We start from the raw sequence: 19,142 nt of genomic DNA, 5'->3' as shown, positions 1-19,142 counted from the left end.
ATCGGCAGCGGTGCGAGCAGCGGGACCGTCGCGCGGACGGGACGCGGCCGCTCGGGGACCGTGGTCGCCGACGACCTCACCCTCGGGAGCTCCCGGGGGCGCCCTGCGGTGGCAGGATGCCGCCCATGTCGATCCACCTGTGCGTCCTGCTGTGGGAACGGCCCGGACGGGACCGCGACCTCGTCCGTTTCGAGGACGAGGTGCTGGCGCTGCTGCCCGAGCACGGTGGCCGCCTCGTGTCGCGGCACGTCGTCAGCGACCGGGAGGACGGTGACCCGCTCGAGGTGCAGATGATCGAGATGCCGAGCGAGGACGCGCTCGACGGGTACATGCGGGCCCCGGAGAGGCAGCGGCTCGCGGACGTTCACGACAGGGACGCGGTCGTCGCGCGGACCCAGCTGCTGCGCGTCGAGCCCCACCGCTAGGTCGCGGCTCACCTCAGCGCGGCGCGGACGACGAGCTCGACGACGGGCCGGACGTCGGCGTCGTCGTGGCGGGCGACGCGGTGCAGGATCAGCCCTTCGGCACACGCCATGATGGCTCGGGCGGACGCGCCGGCATCGCTCGCGCCGAGGGTGCCCAGCGCCTCCTTCAGCGCCGCTTCGAGGACCGCCCGGCCCTCCCCGAGGGTCTGGCGCAGCGCCGGGTCATGGCTGGCCTCCATGAAGAGGGTGAGCCTCGCCGTGGTCTGGACCCGCTGGTCCTCGGTCGTGCGGACGAGGAGTGCGACGAGCGCCTCGATGAGGTCCTCCGCCGACCGCGGGGCGAACGTGGCGCCCATCCCCGCGAGCTCCCGCTCGAGAATCGCCTCGGCGACCGCGCTGATCAGCGCGCCACGCGTCCGGAAGTAGTTCGACGTCGACCCCGGGGGCAGCTGCGCCCGCTCGTCGATCCGGCGGTGCGTCAGCGCCTTGAGCCCCTGGGTGCCCACCAGCTCGATGGCGGCGCCCAGCGCTCGGTCACGGGACGACGTCATCTCGCCACTATAGGAGTAGTGACACCAGCGCACTACGGACGTAGTATGAGCGCCACCGGGCGACTCGTTCCTCCAGGGAGGCGGTCATCATGCCGTCAGTACTCGTCACCGGAGCCGGCCGCGGCATCGGGGAGGCCATCACGGTCCGCCTCGCACGTGCCGGGTGGACCGTCATCGCCGGCGTCCGGGACGCCGCGGGCCGAGACCGCCTCGGGGCGGTCGACGGCCGGGTCACGCCGGTCCAGCTCGACATCACTGACGAGGCGCACGTCGCCGCGCTGGCCGACCAGCTGCCGGAGCAGCTGGACGCGCTGGTCAACAACGCCGGCATCGGCGTGCTGGGCCCCGTCGAGGCCGTCACCATCGCCGACCTCCGCCGTCAGTTCGAGGTCAACCTCTTCGGGCAGGTGGCCGTCACCCAGGCGGCGCTCCCCCGGATCCGCGCCGCGGGCGGCCGGATCGTCGTCATCTCCTCGACCGGCGGCCGGGCCCCGGTGACGATGGAAGGTGCCTACTGCGCGTCCAAGGCCGCGCTCGAGGCACTCGCGGACGTGCTTCGGGTCGAGCTCCGGCCCTGGCACATCGCTGTCTCCGTCGTCGAGCCGGGCCCCACCGACACCGGCCCGTGGCGCGAGATCCAGTCGATGCTCGCCGCCATGGAGGACGGCATGACGAGCGCCCACCGCGAGCTGTACGCCCGGCACATCAGCGGCATGCTCAAGCTCGTCGGCACGCTCCAGACGCGGACCGTCCCGCCCGACGTCGTCGCCCGGGTCGTCGAGCGAGCGCTCACCGCCCGACGCCCCCGCGCCCGTTACACGGCCGGGGCACAGGCGACGGCGATGGTCACCATGAACGCGGTCCTGCCCACGCGGGTCAACGACGCCGTCGGCGCACGCCTCCTCGGCCTGCGCTAGCCGCTGCCGCCGCGGCGGCGCGCCGACACCTGCTACTCCCGACGCCGCCACGAGCGCCGGTCTGTGCCTCGCCGGAGCGCGAGGCGGGCCGTGCGTGAGACGTGGGCGGGACGCGCGGCAAGCGAACGAAGGCGGTCGGCTGACTGCGCCATGAGGATGTCACGGGTGTGCACCCTGCCTGGGCCGGTCGCGCGTGCCTTGCGCGGCTGACGCTGCATCCGGAGCCGGGCACGGTCCTCCAGCTGCATCGGGCCCAGCACCTGGTCGACCGCGGAGAGGATCGAGCCGCGCAGCAGCCAGAGGCTGGTCTCCTCGCGCGGGTCGACCAGGAGCAGCTCGGTGAGGACGGCCCGCGCCTCGCCCGCGACGCCCAGCGTCTCCGTCAGGTGCCGCTCGACCTCTGCCTCAGAGCTCTCCGCCTCGGCCTCGATGAGCGCGCCGAAGGCGTCGAGGCAGTCCGCGACATGACCGAGCAGGACAGCGAACGCGGGGCGGACCTGCTCGCCGTAGCCGTCGTCGGGCGTCTCGTGCTCAGGAGCCTCGGTGAACATGGTCGCGAAGAGGGCGCGAATCGCGAGCAAGGAGCGTTCGAGGGAGTCGAGGCCCGCCCGCAGGACCGGTTCGACCTCAGGGGCGCCGATCGCTCGGGGGTTGAGCCGGCGCAGGTCGGTGACCGTGGTGATCGCCGCCTCCGCGCGCTCCACGGTCCCGGCGATGACACGTGCCTCGTCCAGCCAGGCACCCACCGCGCCCTTGGTGACCGGCCTCTCGTTCATCGATGATGCCGCTGCCCGCAGGCATGCAGCCTGCCTGCTCGCCACGTTGCGCACGTCGGTCACCGCGGCCCGGACGGGAACGGGCGGTGGCAGCAGCAGGTTGAACGCCATCCCCACGCCCGCACCGATGAGGGTGGTGAACACGCGGGTCTCCGCCGCGATCTCCTGTCCCCCGCTGCCCAGGATGAGCATCGCGCTGATCGCTGTCTCCAGCCTCTGGTCGCCCAGACGCAGGACCGCAGCCAGCAGCAGCGCCAGGGCGACCGCCGCACCAAGGGTCCACCAGCTCAGGCCCACCCACGAGGACAGCGTGACCGCAACGAGCACGCCGGTGAGGACGGCTCCCACGCGGACCACGCCCATCTGCAGACTCGCCGCCGCCGACGCCTGCACCACCAGGAGAGCGGTGAGCGCACCCGTCAGGTCGACGGGCCCCTCGATCAGCCCCACCGTCAGCAGGTAGGCGACGACCGAGGCCGTTGTCAGCCGGGCCACCCACACCAGGAGCGGTCGAACCGGCCGGGGCAGCAACCAGGACGCCGCCAGCAGCCCTCGACCGGGGCGGAACCGGCGCAGCGTCACGCGCCGCTTGCGAGCAGACTCGGGCAAGGCAACTCCCACGACGCTGGTCGGAGGGAGCCAGCGTACAAGCCGACGGTGGCCTGGCGCCTCACTCCCACCCACGAACGCTGAGCGGGCGAGGGGCGGGAGGCGTCAGCCGTGGCGGCGGCGCAGCTCCTCGAGGAGCGTCGCGACGTCGGCGCTGGCGTCCAGCGCCTCCCCCACGTGCTCGCGGCTGCCCCGCGCCGGCTCGGCCATCGGCAGGCGCACGAGGTGCTCCTCACCGGGCACGTCGAGGACCACCGACTCCCAGCCGGCCGCCGCGACGCCGGCGCCGTAGCGGCGGATCGTCTCCCCGCGGAACCACGCACGGGTGTCCACCGGTGCGGCGTGGACGGCCTCGGCGACCTCGTCCGCGCTGACGAGGATCTCGACGGCGCCGGACGCGGCGAGGCGCTGGTAGATGCTGCGCTCGGGGCGCACGTCGGACCACTGGAGGTCGAGCGCGGCGAGGCGCGGGTCGTCCCAGCCGATGCCGTCGCGCCGGCGCATGCCCTCGAGCAGCCGGAGCTTCGCGACCCACTCGACCTCCGCGGCGCAGGACATCGGGTCCTTCCCCAGCCGGGTGAGGAGGGAGTCCCAGCGGTCGAGGACGGCGCGAGTCTCTGCGTCGACGTCGTCACCGAGGGCGTCACGGATGACGTCGAGGTAGACCCGCTGGATCTCCAACGCCGTCATCTGCCGCCCGTCGGCGAGCGTGAGCCGGTGGGTGAGGGTCGTGTCGTGGCTGACCAGCCGCGTCTCCGCCACGGCGTCGTCCAGCGCCATCGCGTCCAGGGCCAGCGGCACGGCGTCCTGCTCGAGCAGCCACAGCACGAGTGAGGTGGTGGCGAGCTTGAGCCAGGTCGCCACCTCGAGGAGGTTGGCGTCCCCGACGATGACGTGCAGGCGCCGGTAGCGGGCGGCGTCGGCGTGCGGCTCGTCGCGGGTGTTGATGATCGGCCGGTTGAAGGTCGTCTCGAGGCCGACGTCGTTCTCGATGTAGTCCGCGCGCTGGGAGAGCTGGAAGCCGGGCACCTCCGAGCGCTGCCCCAGCCCCACCCGGCCCGCGCCCGTGAACACCTGGCGGGTGACGAGGAAGGGCGTGAGGTAGCGGACGACGTCCCCGAAGGGCACGTCGCGGTCCATGAGGTAGTTCTCGTGGGTCCCGTAGGACTGGCCCTTGCCGTCGACGTTGTTCTTGTACAGCGCGACGTCCGGCATCGCGGGCTCGGCGGCCAGCGCGGCGGCGGCGCGGCGCATGACCTCCTCCCCCGCCCGGTCCCACCGCACCGCGTCGCGCGGGCCGGTGACCTCGGGGCTGGAGTACTCCGGGTGGGCGTGGTCGACGTACAGCCGCGCACCGTTGGTGAGCACGAGCGACGTCGCCGCGGAGGCCGGCTCGTCCACGCCCGGGCGACGGCGGTGGAAGCGTCCCAGCGTCGCGGCGCGCTCGGCCGGGGAGTCGGTGAGCTGGTCGGGGTGCGCCGCGGCGCGGTCGAGGCGGAAGCCGCGCGCGTCGGCGAGCGGGTCCTCCCCCTCGTAGTCCCACCGCGCCGTCGCGCCCTCGCCCACCGTCTGCGCGTACGCGACGACGACGGCGGCCGACAGGGCCATCGGGTTGGCCATCGGCTGGCCGGGCTGCAGGACCCCGTACTCGGTCTCGATGCCCATCATCCGGTGCACGGTCATCGGCCCGCTCCGCTCACAGGTAGTCGCGGGTCTCCACGACCCGCGTGGGCTCGGCGCCGTCGGTCATGCCCGACATCCCGAGGGTGCGCATGAAGACGATCCGCTCGCCCTTCTTGCCGGCCACCCGCGCCCAGTCGTCGGGGTTGGTCGTCGAGGGCAGGTCCTCGTTCTCGCGCATCTCGGCGGAGTAGCCGGCGAGGAGGTGCGCGGTGCGCAGACCGCGCTCGCCGGTGGCGATGAGGTCCTTGATCGCCGCCTTCTTCGCGCGGTCGACGATGTTGGCCATCATCGCGCCGGAGGCGAAGTCCTTGAAGTACAGGACCTCCTTGTCCCCGCTCGCGTAGGTGACCTCGAGGAAGCGGTTGTCGTGCGTGGTGGCGTACAGGCGCTCGACGACGGCCTCGCCCATCGCGGCGACCGCGGCGGCGGCGTCGCCGTGGCGCTCGATCTCCTCGGGGTGGATCGGGAGGTCGGGGGTGAGGTACTTGGCGAGGATCTGCCGGGCGCCGTCGGCGTCGGGGCGCTCGATCTTGATCTTCACGTCGAGGCGGCCGGGGCGCAGGATCGCGGGGTCGATCATGTCCTCGCGGTTGGAGGCGCCGATGATGACGACGTTCTCGAGCTTCTCCACGCCGTCGATCTCGCTGAGCAGCTGGGGCACGATCGTCGTCTCGACGTCGCTGGACACGCCGGTGCCGCGGGTGCGGAACAGGGAGTCCATCTCGTCGAAGAAGACGACGACGGGCAGCCCGAGGGCGGCCTTCTCCCGGGCACGGGCGAAGATGACGCGGATCTGGCGCTCGGTCTCCCCGACGTACTTGTTGAGGAGCTCGGGGCCCTTGACGTTGATGAAGTAGCTGCCGGGGCGGTGCCCGTCGGCCTGGCCGGCGGCGTCGGCGAGGGAGGTGGCCACCGCCTTGGCGATGAGGGTCTTGCCGCACCCGGGCGGGCCGTACAGCAGGACGCCCTTGGGCGGCTTGAGGCCGTGCTCGCGGTAGAGCTCGGGGTGGAGGAAGGGCAGCTCGACGGCGTCGCGGATCTGTTCGATCTGGGTGCCGAGGCCACCGATGTCGCCGTAGTCGACGTCCGGCGTCTCCTCGAGGAGCAGGTCCTCGACCTCCGAGCGCTCGACGTGCTCGAGCGCGAAGCCGCTGCGCAGGTCGGCGAGGACGGTGTCCCCCACCCGTACGCCCGCGGCGACCAGGGGTGCCGAGAGGCGCAGCACGCGCTCGTCGTCGGAGCGGGCGACGACGAGGACGCGGGTGTCGTCGACGACCTCCTTGATCGCGACGAGCTCGCCGGTGTCCTCGAAGCCGCCCGCCTGGACGGCGACGAGCGACTCGTTGAGGCGCACGTGCTGCCCAGGACGCAGCGCACCCAGCGGCAGGGAGGGTGCGGCGGCCACGCGCAGGCGGCGGCCGGAGGACAGCACCTCGAGCTCACGCTCGGTGACGTGGACCGACAGGACGGTGGCGATGCTGGCGGGCGGGCGGGAGAGGGCGTCGAGCTGCTCCTGCATGGTGGCGAGCTGGTCGCGCGCGCCCTGGAGCGCCGTGGCGAGCCGCTCGTTCTTCGTCGCGAGGCTGATCGCCTGCTGCTCCAGCTCGCGCACGCGGTTCGCGCGGAAGTCGTCCATCCCAGCCTCGGCCATGTCGGCCCCTTCCCTGCTCGGTACGGCCCCCACGGTAGGTCACCCACCGTGGGGGCCGCAGGCGCGGGTCAGAGGGTGGGCGGCGCGGCCTCGTCCTGGCCGAGGTCCTCGACCGGTGCGGTGTCCCCGGGCTGCCCGGAGGCCCGCAGCTGCTCGGCGCGGTCCTGGTCGCGGCGCACGCGGCGCAGCTTCTTGTCCGAGACGGTGCGCTCGCCCAGGTCCTCGGCCCAGTCCTCCTCCACCGGGTAGGAGCCCTTGGCGGGGCGGCGCTTGCGCAGCGGAGGCGTGACGCCCGGGGCCATCCGCCGCGTGGTGACGAGGAAGCCGGTGTGGCCGATCATCCGGTGGTCCGGGCGCACGGCCAGGCCCTCGAGGTGCCAGCCGCGCAGGAGCGTCTCCCACGCGCGCGGCTCGGTGAACTGCTCGGTGGCCTTGGCGTCCTCGACGAAGCGGGAGAGCTGGGTGGTCGTGGCGACGTAGGCGATGAGGACGCCGCCCGGCGCGAGCGCGTCGGCCGCGACGGCGAGGTTCTCCCACGGGGCGAGCATGTCGAGGACGATGCGGTCCACCGACCCGGGCTCGACGGCGGTGGGCAGGACGTCGGCGAGGTCACCGATGACGACCTCCCACGCGGGGTGGTCCTCCCCGAACCAGGCCCGCGCGTTGGACTGGGCGATGTCGGCGAAGTCGGCGCGCCGCTCGATGGACAGCAGCCGCCCCTGCGGGCCCACGGCCTGGAGCAGGGACATGCTCAGCGCACCGGAGCCGACGCCCGCCTCGACGACCCGCGCCCCGGGGAAGATGTCGGCCATCGCGACGATCTGCGACGCGTCCTTGGGGTAGATGACGGCGGCGCCGCGCGGCATCGACAGGACGTGGTCGGCCAGCAGCGGGCGCAGCACGAGGTACTCGACCCCGCCGGTGGTGGCGACGACGACGCCCTCGTCCCCGCCGATGATCGCGTCGTGGCGCAGGTAGCCGCGGTGCGTCTGGAAGGTGGCCTGGGGGTCGAGGGTGATCGTGTGCAGGCGGCCCTTCGGGTCGGTCAGCTGCACCCGCTCCCCGATCATGAGGGGTCCGCGACGGCGTGCGGGGCCGAGCGGGCGGTCGGTGGCGGGTTCGGAAGTCACGGTCGACGAGTCTACGGGCCGTGACCGGAGGGCCTTCCGGGCGGTCAGGCGGTCTGCTGCTCGGGGAAGCGGAGCCGGCTGCGTTCGCGCGCCTTGGCGGCCTCGACCTCCCGGTCCTTGGGCGGGGCGTGGGTGACGAGCGAGTCGAGGAGCTCGCGGGTGGCGGCGGCGACGTGCTCCACCGCGTGCTCGAAGGCCTCGGCGTTGGCCTGCGAGGGCTTGGTCATGCCGGCGACCTTCCGCACGTACTGCAGGGCGGCGGCGTGGACCTCGTCGTCCGTGGCGGGCGGCGCGTAGTTGTGCAGGGGGTGGATGTTGCGGCACATGCCTCCAGGGTGGCACCGCGCGGGTCCACCGGGAAGACCTCAGGCGCCTCCTCTCCCGGCGGGTCCGCCGTCCTCGTCCAGGCGCCGCACGAGGCGCGGCCCGGCGACCTGCCGGTAGGAGCCGTCGAGCAGCTCGGCGACCTCCTGCCAGTCGACCTCCTCCGGCGCGGCGGCAGCGAGGTCGATCCCCACCCAGCCGAAGGGCCCGTAGTACGCGGGCACGAAGGCGCGCGGGTCCTCCTGGAGGGCGGCGAGCTCCTCCTCCCCGTCCGGGACCACGATGAGACCGTGCTCGTACTGCCGGCGGGTGCCGGCCGGCCCCTTCGTGCCGCCGCCGTAGATCGCAAACATCTTGCGCGCCCGGAAGGTGGGCCGCCCGAAGGTCTCGACCTCCGTGGCGGCGGGGAAGCCGAGCGCGAGGGGACGCAGCCGGGCGAGGTAGGGATCGTCGTCGTCGTACATCCGCGGGTGCGGCACTGTCACCACCTCCTCATGACGGGAGAGTAGGACCGGCCACCGACATCGCGGGCCGGTTCACCGCGGGGCGTGGCGCAGGGCCTCCTCGAGGCGGTCGACGGTGAGGACGCCGACGATCCCGGCCGGCCCGTCGGCGAGGACGACGACGGGGCTCGTGCGGGCGGCCCGGGCGGCGGCGCCCACGCCGTCGGCCCCCAGGAGCTCGGTGACGACGCTCTCGGCCGGGAGCACGGACGCGACGGCCGACAGCGGCGTCGTCGGGCGGGCGTGCGGCGGGACCTGGGAGAGGACCGAGGGGTCGACGAGCCCACTGACCCGCCCGCCGTCGTCGAGCAGGACGATGCGCCGCTGTCTGACCGTGTCGGCGGCCGCGACGGGGGCGGAGGCGGGCAGGGCGAGGGCGGGCTCGGCGATGAGACGCAGGTCGATGTGCGCGGCGTTGCGGCGGGCGCGCGCGAGGTTGACGGCCTGGCTGGAGGCGGTCCACAGGTAGCCGGCGAGCAGCACCACCCACAGGACGGTGAAGATCGTCGGGCGCAGACCCACCATGAGGGGGCGTCCCAGCCCGACGACGACGACGAGGACGGCGACGACGCGCCCGCCCCAGCCGGCGACGCTCGTCCCGGTGAGGCGGTCCCCCGTCACCTTCCAGACGATCGCCTCGAGGATGCGGCCGCCGTCGAGCGGGTAGCCGGGCAGGAGGTTGAAGATCGCGACGACGGCGTTGCTCAGCGCGGCGATCTGCCACACGACGGAGGCGAGCGGGGAGTCCACCTGGAGGACAGCGATCCACGAGAGGCCCGCGAGGACCGCGTTGGCGAGGGGACCGACGACGGAGACGAGCGCGGAGGCGCCGGGGCTGCGCATGTCGGAGGTGAACTGGGTGTGCCCGCCCCACAGCGTGAGGACGTACTCGCGCGGCGGCGAGCCGACGGCGTGGCCGGCCATGCCGTGGGCGAGCTCGTGGGCGAGCACGCCGAGCAGGAGCATGAGCGGGACGCTGGCGGCCGCCAGCACGGTGGCTGCGGTCCCGGCGCCCGGGACGACGCGGGTGATCGTCGGCGCGACGAGCGCGCCGAGGACGATCGCCATGACGAACCAGGACGGGGCGAAGACGACCGGGACGCGGCGGACGTGCCCGATCACCCAGCCCGAGGATGTGCGCTGCCCCAGCCGTGCCATTCCTGCACCTTATGTCCCCACGCGACCTTCCCCACAGCGTGGGCGGGGCTTCCCGGCCGTGTCGGACCCTCGACATACAGTGGCGCCATGGCAGTGAGCAGCACCGAGTCCCCCGCCCAGGCCGCCCCCGCGGCGGAGCCGGCGGCGCTGCGCCCGGTGGCCCTGTCGCCCTCGCGCGCCAAGGACTTCATGCAGTGCCCCCTGCTCTTCCGCTTCCGGCTGGTCGACCGTCTGCCCGAGCCGCCGAGCCCCGCCGCGGTCAAGGGCACCCTCGTCCACAGCGTCCTCGAGCGGCTCTACGACCTGCCCGCCGCGCAGCGGGACCCGGCCGCCGGCGTCGAGCTCCTCGCCCCGGCGTGGGAGGAGCTGCGCGCCGAGCGGCCCGAGGTCGAGGAGATGTTCGGGACGCCGGAGGAGCTCCAGGCGTGGCTCGTCTCGGCGCGCGAGCTCGTCGAGCGGTACTTCCAGGTGGAGAACCCGCAGCGGCTGGAGCCGGCGGAGCGGGAGAAGCTCCTCGAGGTCGAGCTCGGCTCGGGCATCATGCTGCGCGGCTTCGTCGACCGGATGGACGTCGCGCCGAACGGCGCGGTGCGGGTGGTCGACTACAAGACCGGCCGCTCCCCGCGGCCGCAGTACGCCGCGGACGCCCTGTTCCAGATGCGCTTCTACGGCCTCATGCTGTGGCGCCTCACCGGCACCCCGCCGCGGCGCCTCCAGCTCGTCTACCTGGCCGACGGTCAGGTCCTCACGCTCGACCCCACCGAGAACGAGCTCCTCGCCACCGAGGACCAGGTCGAGTCGATCTGGGGTGCCATCACCCGCGCCGCGCAGACCGGTGACTTCCGCCCGCGCGTCTCGCGGCTGTGCGACTGGTGCAGCTTCCGGGACAAGTGCCCGTCCTTCGGCGGCACGCCCCCGCAGCCGCCCGAGGAGGGCATGGACCGCCTGCTCGCCGCCGTCGGGCGGACGGCGGCCGGCGCGACGGCCGTCCCTGCCGGCGCGGGCGCGACGACGGCGTAGCGCCGCCGCCGCGAGCCGCCGCTCAGGCCTGCGGCAGGTCCATCGTCGCGGGGTCCCAGCCGGTGCGCTCACCGGCGTCGAGGGCGTCGATCGCCGCGAGCTGGTCCTCGTCGAGCTCGAAGCCGAAGAGGTCGATGTTCTGCTGGATCCGCTCGGGCGTGGCCGACTTGGGGATGACGATGCGCCCACGCTGCAGGTGCCACCGCAGCACCACCTGGGCGGGCGTGACACCGAGGCCCTTCGCCGTGCGCGTGACCTCCGGCTTGTCCAGCGCGGCGCCCCGGCCCAGCGGCGAGTACGCCTCCACGGCGATGCCGGCCCGCTCGGACGCCTCGGTCACGGCGCGGTTCTGGAACCCGGGGTGCACCTCGACCTGGTTGACGGCAGGGAGCACGTCGGTCTCCGCACCCAGCCGCTCCAGGTGCTCGGGCAGGAAGTTGGAGACGCCGATCGCCCGGACGGCGCCGTCGGCGTGGAGCTTCTCGAGGGCGCGCCAGGTCTCGACGTAGCGGTCCTGGCTCGGCACCGGCCAGTGGATGAGGTAGAGGTCGACGACGTCGAGCCCGAGCGCGCGGCTGGAGGCGTCGAAGGCGGCGAGGGTCTCCTCCAGGCCGTGGTCCTTGTTGCGGACCTTGGTCGTGACGAAGACGTCCTCACGGGGCAGTCCGACCGCACGCAGCGCGGCTCCCACGCCCTCCTCGTTGCGGTACGCCGCAGCGGTGTCGATGTGGCGGTAGCCCGCCTCGAGGGCGGTCTCGACGGCCCGCTGCGTCTCCTCGGACGGCACCTGGAACACGCCGAAGCCGACCTGGGGGATCTGGACGCCGTTGTCGAGGGTGAGGGCGGGAACGGTCATGGGTCCTCCTGGACTGTCGGGGAGCGGATCTCAGGCCACGACGGTGGCACGCCCCGTCAGTGTCGGCCCCGCGAGTGTCCTCGGCATGCCGGGACCAGGTCCGGAACGCTCTCGGCGCGGAGCGCCTCAGCTCGTCGAAAACCGTCCCTCTCCTCACCCCTCGCCCATAGCCTTGGCCCACTTCCCCGGGGTCGCGAGGACGACGGGGCCTCGTGAGGGGGTCGGGCATGGACAGAAGGCACTGGTTGGTGGCCGTTGGTGCTGCATCCGTCGTCGTCGTCGGCGCAGGTGCCGCGATCGCGGTGGGAGGCGGTGACGTTCCCCGCGATCTCTCTCGCGATGTCCCGCGCGACGATGACTTCGTTTTCATGGACGACCTTTCCCCGGAGGAGCAGGTCGCCTACCGCCGCATCGAGATCGAGAACCTCATGATCCAGGGTGGCGAGCCGTACACCCAGGAGGACGTCGACAGGGAGCTGGCCGCGTTGCTCGAGGCCGAGCGAATGTTCCCGCAGGGGGTACACGACATCCCGCTCCCAGAGGTTCCGAACATCCCCCTCGAGGACACCGGCGACGCCGACATCACCAACATCATCGTCGACGACGGCCGGTGAGACGCGCGACCGCTGCTACCGGACGAGCGGCTCGCCGGACGCGACGGTCGCGAGCTCGCTGAGAGTGAGCCCCTCGAGCGTCCTCAGCATGCTGAGCCCGGGCTCCGGCGCGATCTCGACCATGAGCGGCACCGCGATCGTCGCGGCGCCCGAGGCCAGCGCCGAGGCGACGCCCGGCACGGAGTCCTCGACGGCCACGCACTCGCGGATGTCGACGCCGAGCATGTCGGCGGCCCGCAGGTAGGGCTCGGGGTGCGGCTTGCTGTGGGTGACCTCGTCCCCGGTGACGACGGCGGAGAAGGTGCCGGCCGGCAGCATCTCGATGACGGCCTCGGCCATCGACCGGTAGGACATCGTCACGAGCGCGCAGGGCACGCCGGCCTCGACCAGGGCCGTGAGGATCTCGCGGGCACCGGGCCGCCACGGCGGGCCGTCGGTGCGGATGTGCTGGGTGACGCGGCGGACGAGCTCGGCCGCGACCTCGTCGTCGGTGCCCGGCACCCCCAGCTCACGGAGCTTCGCCGCGGTGTGGGTGATCGGCTTGCCGACCATCGCCAGGCCCTGCTCGTGGGTCCAGGTCCCACCGTGCTCCGCGGCCAGCGCGGTCTCGGTGGCGATCCAGTACGGCTCGGTGTCCACGAGGGTGCCGTCCATGTCCCACAGGACGGCGGCCGGGAGCCGCAGCGCGTGCTCGGGGCGTGCGGACGTGGCTGAGTTCGCGAGGGTCAAGCGAGGCTCCATCGGTCAGCGACGGCACCACGACCGACCGGTCGTCGGCGCTGCGTCGCACGGCAGGTCTTCGTCCAGGCTACCTGGGCTGACCATGTCGGCCAGGAGGCCGGGCCACATCGCATGAGCGCACGGATGTGGGGCTCAGGCTCGGTGGAGCTCGGCACGCCACGACGGGCGCCCGTCGGCGACGATCTCCTCGACCGCGACGGTCGTGAGTCCCTGCGTCCCGAAGGACTCGAGCTCGGCCCGGGTCAGCGGCCAGGGCGGGCCCTCGTCGTCGGGCTCCTCCACGGCGGCCTGGACGACGAAGAGGGTGCCGCCCGGCGCGACGAGCGAACGCACGCCGTCGACCATCGGGCGGCGGACGTCGCGACTCACCGCCTGGACGGTGTAGATCTCCACGACAAGGTCGAAGGCGCCGGCCCAGGCGGGCGGCAGGTCGAGGAGGTCGGCGACGGCGTACGTCACCGGCGAGCCGACGTTCCTCGTCCGCGCGGCGGCGACGGCGGACGGGGAGACGTCGAAGGCCGTCGTCGCGTACCCGAGCCGCGCGAGGTGCTCGGCGTCCGCCCCCAGGCCACAGCCCACGACGACGGCGGCGCGGCCGGGACCGTCAGGCGGCCTCGCCCAGGAGGCGAGGGCGGGGTGTGGATCGGTCCGGTCCCACGGCGTCGTCACCTCCCCGCGCCGCGCGGCTGACCAGAGCCGCTCGAACCAGGCCGTCGGGTGGGCGGGGTCGGCGTTGCCGAGCAGGTCCGCCTCTCCCTGCCACGCGCGTCGGTCGGACATCCCAGTCTCCCGAGGGTCAGTGCGGAACGGGCGTGCCCGTGGGAACACTGTCCCGGAGGCCTGCGGCCCGGACAAGACCCCAGCACGCGCGCGTGGACGGACCGTGCACCACCCCTGCCCTGCCGCGCGCATAGGCTGAGGGGATGACCGAGCAGCCCGAGCCCAGCACGGCGCCCGAGAAGGACGCCGAGCGCACCCCTGCCATCCTCCTCGCCGCGTTCGAGGGCTGGAACGACGCCGGCTCCTCCGCGAGCCAGACGCTGCAGGTGGTCGCCGAGGCGTGGGGCGCGCACGACGTGCACGACCTCGACCCGCAGGACTTCCACGACTTCCAGGTCAACCGCCCGATGAGCGTGCGTGACGAGGACGGCGTGCGCGTCCTCAAGTGGCCGACGACGACGATCTCCGTGGCCCGCACCCCGGTGGCCGGCCGCACGGTGGTGCTCGTCCAGGGCATCGAGCCGTCCTTCCGCTGGCTCGACTTCTGCGAGGAGATCCTCGACATCGCCGAGGAGTGGAAGGTCGGCAGCGTCGTGAGCATCGGCGCCCTCCTCGCCGACGTCCCGCACACCCGGCCGGTCCCCTGCCAGGTGACGAGCGACGACCCCGGCGTCCAGGCCCTCCTCGGCGTGGAGAGCTCGGAGTACGAGGGGGCCGCCGGCATCGTCAGCGTCCTCGCCCAGCTCGCCCAGGAGCGCGGGATGCACGCGATGTCGCTGTGGGCCGCCGTGCCCCACTACGTCGCCCAGCCGCCGTCCCCGAAGGCCACGCTCGCGCTCCTCGGTGCGCTGGAGGAGCTCGTCGGCGAGCCCCTCCCCCTCGGTGACCTCGTCGAGGAGGCGCGCGCCTGGCAGGCGGGCGTCGACGAGCTGGCCGAGCAGGACCCGGAGGTCGCCGAGTACGTCCGCCAGCTCGAGGAGGCCAAGGACACGGCCGAGCTCCCCGAGGCCACCGGCGAGGCGATCGCCCGCGAGTTCGAGCGCTACCTGCGCCGCAGGGAGGACAAGGGCGGGGGCACCCCTCCCCCGCCCGTGCGCTGAGCTGCCGCCAGCTCGGCGTTGACCACGCCGCCGGCCAGCGTGACGATGCTGCTCAGCCACAGCCACACCACCCCGGCGAGCACGAGCCCGATCGTCTGCGCCGCGGCGGTCACCGCCGCGCCCTCGACGTTCTCGCCGCCCGGCGCGCCAGGACCTGCGAGACGGAGGTAGGCGCTAAAGCCGACCGACACGAGCACGAGCCCCACCGTGCCGACGGCCGCGCCCGGCAGGCAGCGCCGCCACGTCGTCGTGATGTTCGGGCCGTAGCGGTAGACGATGGTGAGGTACGTCGTCGTCACGACCGCCAGCGCGGGCCAGCGCAGCACCGACCAGGACACCTGGAAGAAGGCGCCGAGCCCGAGCTGGTCGGCGATCTGCTGCCCGTCGCCGAGCAGCGGGCCGATGACGACGAGCGCGAGGATGACGAGCAGCGTGAAGACGGCGCCCAGCGCGAGGGCGATGCCGAGCGCGTACTGGCCGACGAGGCCGCGCCGCTCGGGCACCCGGTAGGCGTCGTCCAGCGCCCGGATCGCCGCGCGGAACATGCGGCTGGCGAGCCACAGGGCCACGAGCACGCTCCCGAGGGCGACGCCGGCGCGCTCCTCGCGCAGCAGCCCCTCGATGAGCGGGGCGAGCACGTCGGAGGCCACCTGCTCGGCGAAGACGGTGGAGACGGCGTCGACGAGGGAGTCCTCGATCCGCGTCACGGCCTCGGCGCCGACGAGCCGCTCGAGGAAGCCGAGGCTCGCCCCCAGCGCGGTGAGGAGCGGCACGAGGGAGATGAGCCCGTAGTACGTCATCTCCGCGGCGAGCCCGGTCACCCGCACGTCGATCGCGCGCGTCGACGCGCCGACGACGACGGCGAGCAGGTTGGTCCCGCGCGGCCCGACGTGGTGCCGCCCGGCCCAGGCCTCGGCCCGTTCGGCCAGGGTCGGTCCCTCGGCCGACCGTTCGTGCAGCGGCGCGAGCCAGCGCCCGTTGACGACCGAGCCGAGTGCGACGAGGGCGGCCGTGCCGGCCGCGGCGGGCACGAGCACCCACCATCCGCCACCGCCGGCGAGCAGCGGCAGGCCGGCGACAGCCGCGCCGAGGAGGGCGAGGATCGTCGTTGACGCCGTGCTCAGCCGCGCGCGGATCGCGTCCAGCTGGCGCGCGAGCACCGCGCCGCCCAGCCCGACGAGGAGGACCGCGACGGGCAGCACGGGATCAGGGGGTGACGGCCACGCCGAGGAGGGCGTCGACGGTCCGGGCGGCGAGCGCGGGGCCGCGGTCGGGGCCGGTGTGGGCGGCGCCGTCGTCGTACTCGGACGCCGCCACCCACGCGTCGACGGCGTGGAGGGCGGTGGGCGCGTCGAGGTCGTTGGCGAGGGCCGTGCGGACCTGCTCGAGCATCCCGGTGGCGTCGAAGCCGCGCTCGGCGCTCATCGCCCGGCGCCACAGCGCCAGGCGCTCGGTGGCGGTCTCGAGCTGGGCGTGGGTGTACTCCCAGTCCTCGCGGTAGTGGTGGGCGAGCATGACCAGACGCACGGCCATCGGGTCCACGCCCGAGGCGACGAGCTGGGAGACGAGGACGAGGTTGCCCAACGACTTGCTGATCTTGGCGCCGTCGTAGGCGACCATGCCGCCGTGCGCGTGGACGCCCACGGCGCTGTCGCGGCCGGTGAGCATCCGCAGGTGGGACTCGCTGCACGCGTGGTGCGGGAAGACGAGGTCGCTGCCGCCGGCCTGGACCTCGACGGGGACCCCGAGGTACTCCCGGACGATGCTCGCGCACTCGATGTGCCAGCCGGGACGGCCGGCGCCCAGGCTCGCACCGTCCCACTGCGGCTCGCCTGGACGGGCGGTGCGCCACAGCAGCGGGTCGAGGGGCTGACGCTTGCCGGCGCGGTCGGGGTCACCGCCGCGCTCGGCGAAGAACTCGGCCATCTCGGCGGCGCCCAGGCCGCTCTCGGTGGCGAAGAGCGGGTCGGCTGCGGTGTCGGCGTAGACGTCGCCCACGCCGTGGCCCTGCGCGTCGGGCTGCTCCACGCGGTAGGCGGCGCCGCTCGCGAGCAGCTGCTTCACGGCGTCGACGACGAGCGGGATCGTCTCGACCGCGCCGACGTAGTGGGCCGGCGGGACGATGCGCAGCGCCGTCATGTCGCCGCGGAAGAGCTCGGTCTGCTCGGCGGCGAGGTCACGCCAGTCGACGCCGGTGGCCGTGGCCCGCTCGAGGAGCGGGTCGTCGACGTCCGTGACGTTCTGCACGTACCGGACCTCGCGCCCCGCGTCGCGCCAGGCGCGGACGAGGAGGTCGAAGGCGAGGTAGGTGTTCGCGTGCCCCATGTGCGTCGAGTCGTAGGGGGTGATCCCGCAGACGTAGAGGCTCGCGGGTCCCTCCGCCGCCGTCGCGACGAGCTCACCGCTGCCGGAGTCGGTGAGGTGGACCTGGTGGCCACGTCCGGGGAGATCGGGAAGGTCAGGGGCGGGCCAGGAGTGCACGAGGGGCAGCCTAACCGTCAGCGCGCGGCGGCCACGACTCGGACGAGGTTGCGCCACGGGTCCTCGACCTCGAGGGTGCGACCGTCGTCACGGAAGGACCACTTCCGGGAGCGCAGCCGGTCGGTGAGCGCACCGATGTCCTCGGCGTCGGGCACGACGATGTCGACGACGCCCAGCCCGAGCGCGGGGACCCGCGGGCCTGCACCGGCGCTGTTCCAGGTGTTCATCGCCATGTGGTGGTGGTAGCCGCCGGCCGAGACGAACAGGGCGCTGGGCATCTCGAAGGTCGGTTCGAAGCCGAGCGTGTCGACGTAGAACTGCTTCGCCGTCGTCGTGTCCCCCACCTGGAGGTGCACGTGCCCGACGACGGCGGGGTCCGCCGTCGCCGTGGACAGGCGGCCGGCGTCGAGGTGCTCGCCGAGGTAGGCGTTGGGGTCCAGGGCGATGGTGTCCATCGCCACCTGGCCGTCGGTCCAGCGCCACGTGTCGCGGGGGCGGTCGAGGTAGAGCTCGATGCCGTTGCCCTCGGGGTCGGTGAAGTAGAAGGCCTCGGAGACGAGGTGGTCCGAGCTCCCGACGAAGCTCTGCGGGGCCAGGCGCGCGAGGGAGGCGACGGCGGAGGCGAGGGCGGCGGGGTCCTCGAAGAGGATCGCGGTGTGGAACAGGCCGGCGTCGCGGCGGCTGCCGCGCGGCAGGCTGGGGTCGTGACGGAGCACGACGATGGGGCGCGTGCCGCGGCCGAGCACGGTCTCGTTGCCCTCCGCGCTGATGACGGTGAGGGCCAGACCCTCGACGTAGTAGCGGGTGAGCAGGTCGAGGTCACCGACGAGCAGGGTGACGGGACCCATCTCTGTGTCGGCGGCGAGCAGGTCGCGGTTGGCGGCTGCACGCGTGTTGGTGCCGGGCAGGGAGGGCGTCGCGGTGTTCTTCATGCCCCCATCATAGTTGATGCGTCAACTATTGGCGGGAGAGGTCGGTCACGTCGCCCGTCCGAGCCCCTACTCGGCGCCGGCCGCGGCCCCCAGCGGGTCGAGGACGCCGGCGGCCACGCCCGCGACGACGAGGGCCGCCAGGACGATCCGGTAGACGACGAAGGGCATGTAGGAGTACGTCGAGACGATCTTGAGGAAGGCGATGATGACGAGGAAGCCGACGCCGAAGGCGACGACGGTGGCGATCGCCGTCGCCCCGGCTCCGGGTGCGCCCGGGGCGGGGTCGGCGCCGAGCAGCTGGTAGAAGCCCGAGCCGAAGACGGCCGGGATCGCCAGGAGGAAGGAGTAGCGCGCAGCGGCCTCACGCGTGTAGCCGAGCAGCAGCCCCATGGTGATCGTGCCGCCGGAGCGCGAGACCCCGGGCACGAGGGCGAGGGACTGCGCGAGACCGAAGAGCAGGCCGTCGCGCAGGGTGAGCTCGCGCAGCTCCTTGCGCTTGCGGCCCAGCCGGTCGGCAACGCCGAGGAGGATCGCGAAGCCCGCGAGCATGGCGGCGGTGATGTAGAGGTGGCGCAGCGAGGTCTCGATCGCGTCCTGGAAGAGCAGGCCGAAGACGACGATCGGCACCGAGCCGATGATGATGTACCAGCCCATCCGGGCGTCGGGGTCGTTGCGCGGCACCGTGCCGCGCCACGGGCCCACCGGCAAGGCCCCGAACCAGGCGCGGATGATGCGCCAGATGTCCTTGCGGAAGTAGATGAGCACCGCCGTCTCGGTGCCGAGCTGCGTGATCGCCGTGAAGGCCGCCCCGGGATCACCCCCACCGGGCACCAGGTCCCCCACGATGCGCAGGTGCGCACTGGAGGAGATGGGGAGGAACTCCGTGAGTCCCTGGACCACGCCGAGCACGATTGCTTCCCACCACGTCACGAGGGATCACCTTACGTGCCG

20 protein-coding genes are annotated in these 19,142 nt (G+C 73.4%); 5 read left to right on the top strand and 15 right to left on the bottom strand.

Going from position 1 to position 19,142, the window contains the following annotated elements; all coding sequences use genetic code 11:
- Window positions 1-125: 125 nt before the first annotated feature.
- Complete coding sequence (locus H9624_RS08430) at window positions 126-425, top strand: hypothetical protein (RefSeq protein WP_251839450.1); 300 nt, start codon at window positions 126-128, stop codon at window positions 423-425.
- An 8-nt stretch (window positions 426-433) separates the two neighbouring features.
- Here the strand turns inward: H9624_RS08430 and H9624_RS08425 are convergent, their stop codons facing one another.
- Complete coding sequence (locus H9624_RS08425) at window positions 434-976, bottom strand: TetR/AcrR family transcriptional regulator (RefSeq protein ID WP_251839449.1); 543 nt, start codon at window positions 974-976, stop codon at window positions 434-436.
- Between the two features lie 89 nt (window positions 977-1,065).
- On the opposite strand from H9624_RS08425, the gene H9624_RS08420 reads away from it, so the two are divergent.
- Complete coding sequence (locus tag H9624_RS08420) at window positions 1,066-1,893, top strand: SDR family oxidoreductase (protein ID WP_251839448.1); 828 nt, start codon at window positions 1,066-1,068, stop codon at window positions 1,891-1,893.
- A 32-nt stretch (window positions 1,894-1,925) separates the two neighbouring features.
- Here the strand turns inward: H9624_RS08420 and H9624_RS08415 are convergent, their stop codons facing one another.
- The 7 genes from H9624_RS08415 to H9624_RS08385 all read right to left on the bottom strand — a co-directional run bounded on the left by H9624_RS08415 (window position 1,926) and on the right by H9624_RS08385 (window position 9,727).
- Window positions 1,926-3,353, bottom strand: a complete 1,428-nt coding sequence (locus tag H9624_RS08415; protein WP_251839447.1) for an FUSC family protein — start codon at window positions 3,351-3,353, stop codon at window positions 1,926-1,928.
- A 30-nt stretch (window positions 3,354-3,383) separates the two neighbouring features.
- Complete coding sequence (gene dop / locus H9624_RS08410) at window positions 3,384-4,961, bottom strand: depupylase/deamidase Dop (protein WP_286010972.1); 1,578 nt, start codon at window positions 4,959-4,961, stop codon at window positions 3,384-3,386.
- Window positions 4,962-4,974: 13 nt separating this feature from the next.
- Window positions 4,975-6,612: a proteasome ATPase gene (gene arc / locus H9624_RS08405; RefSeq protein ID WP_251839446.1), complete on the bottom strand. Its 1,638-nt coding sequence runs from the start codon at window positions 6,610-6,612 to the stop codon at window positions 4,975-4,977.
- Between the two features lie 68 nt (window positions 6,613-6,680).
- A complete protein-coding gene (locus H9624_RS08400; protein WP_251839544.1) occupies window positions 6,681-7,682 on the bottom strand; it encodes a tRNA (adenine-N1)-methyltransferase in 1,002 nt (333 codons plus the stop codon).
- Between the two features lie 104 nt (window positions 7,683-7,786).
- Window positions 7,787-8,068, bottom strand: a complete 282-nt coding sequence (locus H9624_RS08395; RefSeq protein ID WP_251839445.1) for a DUF2277 domain-containing protein — start codon at window positions 8,066-8,068, stop codon at window positions 7,787-7,789.
- Between the two features lie 39 nt (window positions 8,069-8,107).
- Complete coding sequence (locus H9624_RS08390) at window positions 8,108-8,545, bottom strand: MmcQ/YjbR family DNA-binding protein (protein WP_504740249.1); 438 nt, start codon at window positions 8,543-8,545, stop codon at window positions 8,108-8,110.
- Window positions 8,546-8,602: 57 nt separating this feature from the next.
- Complete coding sequence (locus H9624_RS08385; protein WP_251839443.1) at window positions 8,603-9,727, bottom strand: site-2 protease family protein; 1,125 nt, start codon at window positions 9,725-9,727, stop codon at window positions 8,603-8,605.
- An 87-nt stretch (window positions 9,728-9,814) separates the two neighbouring features.
- On the opposite strand from H9624_RS08385, the gene H9624_RS08380 reads away from it, so the two are divergent.
- Complete coding sequence (locus tag H9624_RS08380; protein ID WP_251839442.1) at window positions 9,815-10,747, top strand: RecB family exonuclease; 933 nt, start codon at window positions 9,815-9,817, stop codon at window positions 10,745-10,747.
- 22 nt (window positions 10,748-10,769) lie between these two features.
- Here H9624_RS08380 and H9624_RS08375 read toward each other — a convergent pair whose 3' ends face one another.
- A complete protein-coding gene (locus H9624_RS08375; protein ID WP_251839441.1) occupies window positions 10,770-11,603 on the bottom strand; it encodes an aldo/keto reductase in 834 nt (277 codons plus the stop codon).
- Between the two features lie 227 nt (window positions 11,604-11,830).
- Here H9624_RS08375 and H9624_RS08370 point away from each other — a divergent pair, with 227 nt between their 5' ends.
- Window positions 11,831-12,217, top strand: coding sequence for a hypothetical protein (locus H9624_RS08370; RefSeq protein ID WP_251839440.1), 387 nt, complete (start codon window positions 11,831-11,833; stop codon window positions 12,215-12,217).
- Between the two features lie 15 nt (window positions 12,218-12,232).
- On the opposite strand, the gene H9624_RS08365 is transcribed toward H9624_RS08370, so the two are convergent.
- Window positions 12,233-12,946 carry an HAD family hydrolase gene (locus tag H9624_RS08365; protein ID WP_251839439.1) on the bottom strand — a complete coding sequence of 238 codons (714 nt, stop codon included), beginning with the start codon at window positions 12,944-12,946 and terminating at the stop codon, window positions 12,233-12,235.
- Window positions 12,947-13,090: 144 nt separating this feature from the next.
- Window positions 13,091-13,738: a class I SAM-dependent methyltransferase gene (locus tag H9624_RS08360; protein WP_251839438.1), complete on the bottom strand. Its 648-nt coding sequence runs from the start codon at window positions 13,736-13,738 to the stop codon at window positions 13,091-13,093.
- A gap of 143 nt (window positions 13,739-13,881) precedes the next feature.
- Here H9624_RS08360 and H9624_RS08355 point away from each other — a divergent pair, with 143 nt between their 5' ends.
- Complete coding sequence (locus H9624_RS08355; protein ID WP_251839437.1) at window positions 13,882-14,778, top strand: PAC2 family protein; 897 nt, start codon at window positions 13,882-13,884, stop codon at window positions 14,776-14,778.
- Here the strand turns inward: H9624_RS08355 and H9624_RS08350 are convergent.
- From H9624_RS08350 to H9624_RS08335, 4 genes are all read right to left on the bottom strand, one after another.
- A complete protein-coding gene (locus H9624_RS08350) occupies window positions 14,721-15,980 on the bottom strand; it encodes a YihY/virulence factor BrkB family protein (protein WP_251839436.1) in 1,260 nt (419 codons plus the stop codon). The genes H9624_RS08355 and H9624_RS08350 overlap by 58 nt on opposite strands.
- Window positions 15,981-15,984: 4 nt before the next feature.
- Complete coding sequence (gene mshC, locus H9624_RS08345) at window positions 15,985-17,259, bottom strand: cysteine--1-D-myo-inosityl 2-amino-2-deoxy-alpha-D-glucopyranoside ligase (RefSeq protein WP_251839435.1); 1,275 nt, start codon at window positions 17,257-17,259, stop codon at window positions 15,985-15,987.
- Between the two features lie 17 nt (window positions 17,260-17,276).
- Window positions 17,277-18,191, bottom strand: a complete 915-nt coding sequence (locus H9624_RS08340; protein WP_251839434.1) for a VOC family protein — start codon at window positions 18,189-18,191, stop codon at window positions 17,277-17,279.
- Window positions 18,192-18,257: 66 nt separating this feature from the next.
- On the bottom strand, window positions 18,258-19,121 hold the full coding sequence (locus tag H9624_RS08335; RefSeq protein ID WP_251839433.1) for an undecaprenyl-diphosphate phosphatase: 864 nt from the start codon (window positions 19,119-19,121) through the stop codon (window positions 18,258-18,260).
- Between the last annotated feature and the right edge of the window lie 21 nt (window positions 19,122-19,142).

It is taken from the genome of Oceanitalea stevensii (assembly GCF_014837105.1).
Lineage (GTDB): Bacteria > Actinomycetota > Actinomycetes > Actinomycetales > Actinomycetaceae > Oceanitalea > Oceanitalea stevensii.
The sequence above is the reverse complement of the archived record's forward strand: the minus strand, read 5'-3'. Positions and strand labels throughout refer to the sequence as shown.